3 protein-coding genes are annotated in these 4815 nt (G+C 68.2%); all 3 read right to left on the minus strand.

Going from position 1 to position 4815, the window contains the following annotated elements; genetic code table 11:
* Nucleotides 1–114: 114 nt before the first annotated feature.
* Nucleotides 115–1542, minus strand: a complete 1428-nt coding sequence (locus AC1DOC_RS19505) for an amidase (protein WP_478079417.1) — start codon at nt 1540–1542, stop codon at nt 115–117.
* The gene (locus AC1DOC_RS19510; RefSeq protein WP_478079418.1) at nt 1539–3026 is read right to left on the minus strand and encodes an ABC transporter substrate-binding protein; all 1488 of its coding nucleotides are present in this window, start codon (nt 3024–3026) and stop codon (nt 1539–1541) included. The genes AC1DOC_RS19505 and AC1DOC_RS19510 overlap by 4 nt, the downstream gene beginning before the upstream one ends.
* 204 nt (nt 3027–3230) lie before the next feature.
* The gene (locus AC1DOC_RS19515; protein WP_478084370.1) at nt 3231–4724 is read right to left on the minus strand and encodes an ABC transporter substrate-binding protein; all 1494 of its coding nucleotides are present in this window, start codon (nt 4722–4724) and stop codon (nt 3231–3233) included.
* Nucleotides 4725–4815 lie beyond the last annotated feature (91 nt).

Consider the following 4815-nt stretch of genomic DNA (forward strand, 5'->3'; position numbering starts at 1 on the left):
CGATGGGGTGCCTTGCGCAGCGAAATAAAGGGGGAGGCCGCAGGCCGGAGGACATTCGCGGAGCAAGGTACCCCGTCGGCGGGAGCGCGCCCTGAACCGCGACTGTCCTAGCGTTCAGTGCGCCACAGGCCAGGGCCGCTGCGGCTCCCGAATCTGCTCGAACGCACGCGACACGCGCAGCACGCCGAGGTCGTCGAAGCGGTGCCCTGCGATCTGAAGCCCGATCGGCAGCCCGCTCGCCGAGTACCCGCAGTTCACCGACGACGCCGGCTGCTCCGACATATTGAACGGCACCGTGAATCCGATGTGCTCCAGCGGCCGCAGCGGATCGTTGGTGGGCGACGGCGCCTCCGCGGCCGCCGGCATGTTCGGCGACACCGGCGAGATCACGTAGTCGAAGCGCGCGCAGGCCTGCACCGTGGCCACGCGCGTTGCATGGAACTGGCTGAAGCCGCGGAACACATGCTCGCCGCTGAACTCGGCCGCGCTCTCGGCCCACTCGCGGATGTAGGGCAGCACCTTGGCGCGCTGGTCGGGGCGCAGCGCCTTCATGTCCACCAGCGAGCGCATGCGCCACAGGTGGTCCATGCCGTCGAGCATGGCTTGCGACATGAACGGCTGCATGGGCTCGACGATGGCGCCGGCCTTTTCGAACAGGCGCGCCGCATGCTCGACCGCCGCCTGGATCTCGGGCTCGACCGCCAGGCCGCAGCCCGCGTCCAGCAGCAGGCCGATGCGCAGCCCGCGCAGATGGTCGGGCGATACGTCGAAGCTCTCCCAGTCGATGTCCTGCGGCGGCAGGCTCATGCTGTCGCGCGCATCGGGCTTCGAAAGCACCTGCATCATCAGCGCCGCATCGCCGACGCTGCGCGTCATCGGCCCGGCCGCGCGGCCCATGTACGGCGGATCGATCGGGATGCGGCCCAGGCTCGGCTTGAGCGTGAAGATGCCGCACCAGCTCGCGGGCAGCCGCAGCGACCCGCCGATGTCGGTGCCGATGTGCAGCGGGCCGTAGCCCGCGGCCGCCGCGGCACCGGCGCCGGCGCTCGAGCCGCCGGGGGTCCGGCTCAGGTCCCAGGGGTTGCGCGCCAGTGTGTGGAAGCTCGATAGCCCCGAAGACAGCATGCCGTAGTCCGGCATGGTCGTCTTGCTCACGATCACCGCGCCGGCCTCCTTCAGGCGCGCGGCGGGCGGTGCATCGGCGGCCGCGGGCTTCAGGTCGACGGCGGCCGTGCCGGCCGGCATCGGATCGCCGCGGGTCGCGATGTTCTCCTTGATGGTGGCCGGCACGCCGTCGAGCGGACCGAGCGCGTCGCCGCGCTGCCAGCGTGCTTCCGAAGCGCGCGCCTGCTCCAGCGCGGCTTCGGGCCTGAAGAGCCAGGTGGCCTGCAGCTTGGGCTCGCAGCGCTCGATCTGCGCGATGACGGCTTGCGTGACTTCGACAGGCGACAGGCGCCTGTCGCGGTAGGCGGCGGAGAGTTCCTGGGCGGAAAGCTCGTTCAATGAAGAAGAGGATGAGGAGGAGGACACGTCGGCACTCATCCCCACGACAGCGCCGAGAGGTCGTTCACGAAGATCGGGTTCTCCTTCCAGAGGCCCTTCACGTTCTTCTTCGCGATGGTGGGGAACTGCGGCTGGTAGAGGAAGCCGTTGGCCGCATCGACGGCCAGCATCTTCTGCGCTTCGCCGAGCAGCTTGTTGCGCTCGGCGGGGTTGGCGGTGGCCTTGATCTTGTCGAACAGCGCGTTGAAGGCCTTCGACTGGTAGCCCCAGTAGTAGTCGGGCTTGGCGTAGTTGCCGAGGTCGAAGGGCTCGACGTGCGAGACGATCGACAGGTCGTAGTCCTTGTTGCCGTAGGTGCCGCTGAGCCACTGCGCCCACTCCACGTTCTGCACCTTGACCGTGATGCCGATCTTGGCGAGCTGCGCCACGATCACCTCGCCGCCCTGGCGTGCGTAGGGCGGCGGCGGCAGCGTCATGGTGAGTTCGAGCGGCGTCTTCACGCCGGCCTCGGCCATCAGCTTCTTGGCCTTCTCGAGGTCGAAGGGGTTGATGCCCGTGGTGTCGACATAGCCCGCGGCGCCCGGCACGTAGTGGCTGCCGATCGGCACGCCGAAGCCGTCGGCCGCGCCTTCGATCACGGCCTTGCGGTCGATGGCCGCGAGGATGGCGCGGCGCACGCGCACATCGTCCAGCGGCTTCTTCCTGTTGTTGATCGACAGGATGGTCTTGGCGCGCGAGCCGGCCAGGATCACCTGGAACTGCGGGTTCATCTTGAACTGCGGCACCGCGCGCGTGCCGATGCGCGTGAACACGTCGACGTCGCCGGCCATCAGCGCGGCGGCCTGCGCGGCCGTGTCGGAGATGAAGCGGAAGGTGACCTTGTTGATCCTGGCCGTGGCCGGGCTGCGGAAGCCCTCCCACTTGCTCAGCGTGATCGACGAGCCCTTGGCCCAGTTGTCGAGCTTGTAGGGGCCGGTGCCGACCGGCTTGGTGGCGTTGCCGTCGGCGCTCTTGGGCTCGACGATCACGGCCGTGGCCTGGCCCAGCACGAAGGGCAGGTCGGGGTCGATCTCCTTGTTGATGACCACCACGGTGTAGTCGTCGACCACCTGCGTGCTCAGGTTCGCGAAGGTGCGCTTGTCCTTGTTGGTGCTCTTCTCGCCGCCGGCGCGGTCGAAGGAGAATTTCACCGCGGCGGCATTGAAGGGCTCGCCGTTCTGGTACTTGACGCCGCGCCGCAGCTTGAAGGTGTAGGTCTTCAGGTCGGGCGAGACTTCCCAGCTCTCGGCCAGCAGCGGCGTGACGCTGCCGTCGGCGTTGATCTTGGTGAGCGTCTCCAGGATGTTGTAGTGCACCACCTCCGCGATGGCGGCCGCGGCGCCGGCGGTCGGGTCCAGGCCCGGCGGCTCGAGCGCCATGCCGATCACGATGGCGTCCTTCCGCCCCTGCGCCATGCCGGCGATGGGAGAGGCCAGCGCCACGGTGGCGCCGGCAGTGGCAAGGAGGGTGCGACGGTTCAACATACGTTGTGATCTCCGGAAAAACGATGGATGCGAATGACTGCTTCCCATGCGCGGCGCGCCCCGAATGGAGGCGCGGCGGCACGAAGGAAGGACACGCAGCACGAAAGATGCCACGCGCGGGCAGCGAGCCATTCTCTCGCAGCGCAGGCTTCGGCGCTGGTCCGCGCAGGCGCTATTTCCTCGGGACGTTCCCGGATGCCGGGCTCAGCTCCAGGAGAGCGCGGCGATGTCGTTGACGAAGATCGGCGTGTCCTTCCAGAGCCCGCGCAGGCCGCGCGCCGCCACCGTGATGAACTGCGGCTGGTAGAGGAAGACATTGGCCGCGTCCTCGGCCAGCAGGCGCTGCGCATCGCCCAGGTAGCGCAGCCGGTCGGCGGTGCGCGCGCTGTTGCGCGCCTTGTCGAACAGCTCGTTGAACCTGGCCGACTGGTAGCCCCAGTAGTACTCGGGCTTGGTGTAGTTCACGAGGTCGAAGGGCTCCACGTGCAGGATCAGCGAGAGGTCGTAGTTCCTGTTGCCGTAGGTGCCGCTGATCCACTGCGCCCACTCGACGTTCTGGACCTTGGCGACGATACCCACCTTGGCCAGCTGCGCGGCAATGAGCTCGCCGCCCTGTCGCGCATAGGGCGGAGGCGGCAGCACCAGGTCGAGTTCGAGCGGGGTCTTCACGCCCGCCTCGGCCAGCAGCTGCTTCGCCTTCTCGACGTTGTAGGGGTTGATGCCCGTGGTGTCGACGTAGCCCGGCGCGCCCGGCACGTAGTGGCTGCCGATGGGCACGCCGCGGCCGTCCGCGGCGGCCTCGATCACCGCCTTGCGGTCGATGGCCGCGGCAATCGCGCGGCGCACGCGCACGTCCTCGAGCGGCTTGCGCCTGTTGTTGATGGCCAGGATGGTCTTGCCGCGCGAGGCATTGAACAGCACCTGGAAGCGCTTGTCGTTCTGGAACTGCGGCAGGCTGCGCGAGACCGAGGCGTGCGGGAACAGGTCGACGTCGCCCGAGAGCAGCGCCGTCGTCTGCGCGGCCGGCTCGGAGATGAATCGGAAGCTCGCCTTGCGGATCTGCACCGCGTCGGCATTGCGCCAGCCCTCCCACTTGGCGAGCACGATGGCCGATCCCTTGGCCCAGCTGTCGAGCCGGTAGGGGCCGGTGCCCACGGGCTTGACGGCGTTCGTCTCCACCGTTTTGGGCTCGACCATGATGGCCGAGGCCTGGCCCAGCAGGAAGAGCAGTTCGGGCTCGATCTCCTTGCTGATCAGCACCACCGTGTGCGCGTCCACCACCTGCGCGGCGATGTTGGTGAAGGTGCGCTTGTCCTTGTTGGTGCTGTTGGCCGCGGCGGCGCGGTCGAACGAGAACTTGACGGTGTTCGCGTCGAAGGGCTCGCCGTTGTGGAACTTCACGCCGCGCCGCAGCTGGAAGGTGTAGGTCCTGAGGTCGGGCGAGATTTCCCAGCGCTCGGCCAGCAGGGGCGAAACGCTGCCATCGGAATTGATCCTGGTGAGCGTCTCGAAGACGTTGTAGAGCACCACCTCCGCAATCTCGGCGCCAGCCTTGGCCGTGGGGTCGAGCCCTGTAGGTTCGAGCGTGAGCGCCAGCACCAGCGCGTCCTTCTTTCTCTGCGCGAAGGCGGTCGCCGGCAGCGCGAGAGGAGCCAGGGCTGCGGCGCCGGTGGCGAGCAGGGTGCGTCGTTTGAGCATGAAGCGGTGTCCTCGGAACGGGGGGGCAGGCATCTTGCGCGCAGGCAGGCGGCCGCGCAACCAGATGCTTATGACGCTCCTATCCTAGGAC

Source organism: Variovorax sp. 01T439_2 (assembly GCF_056398445.1).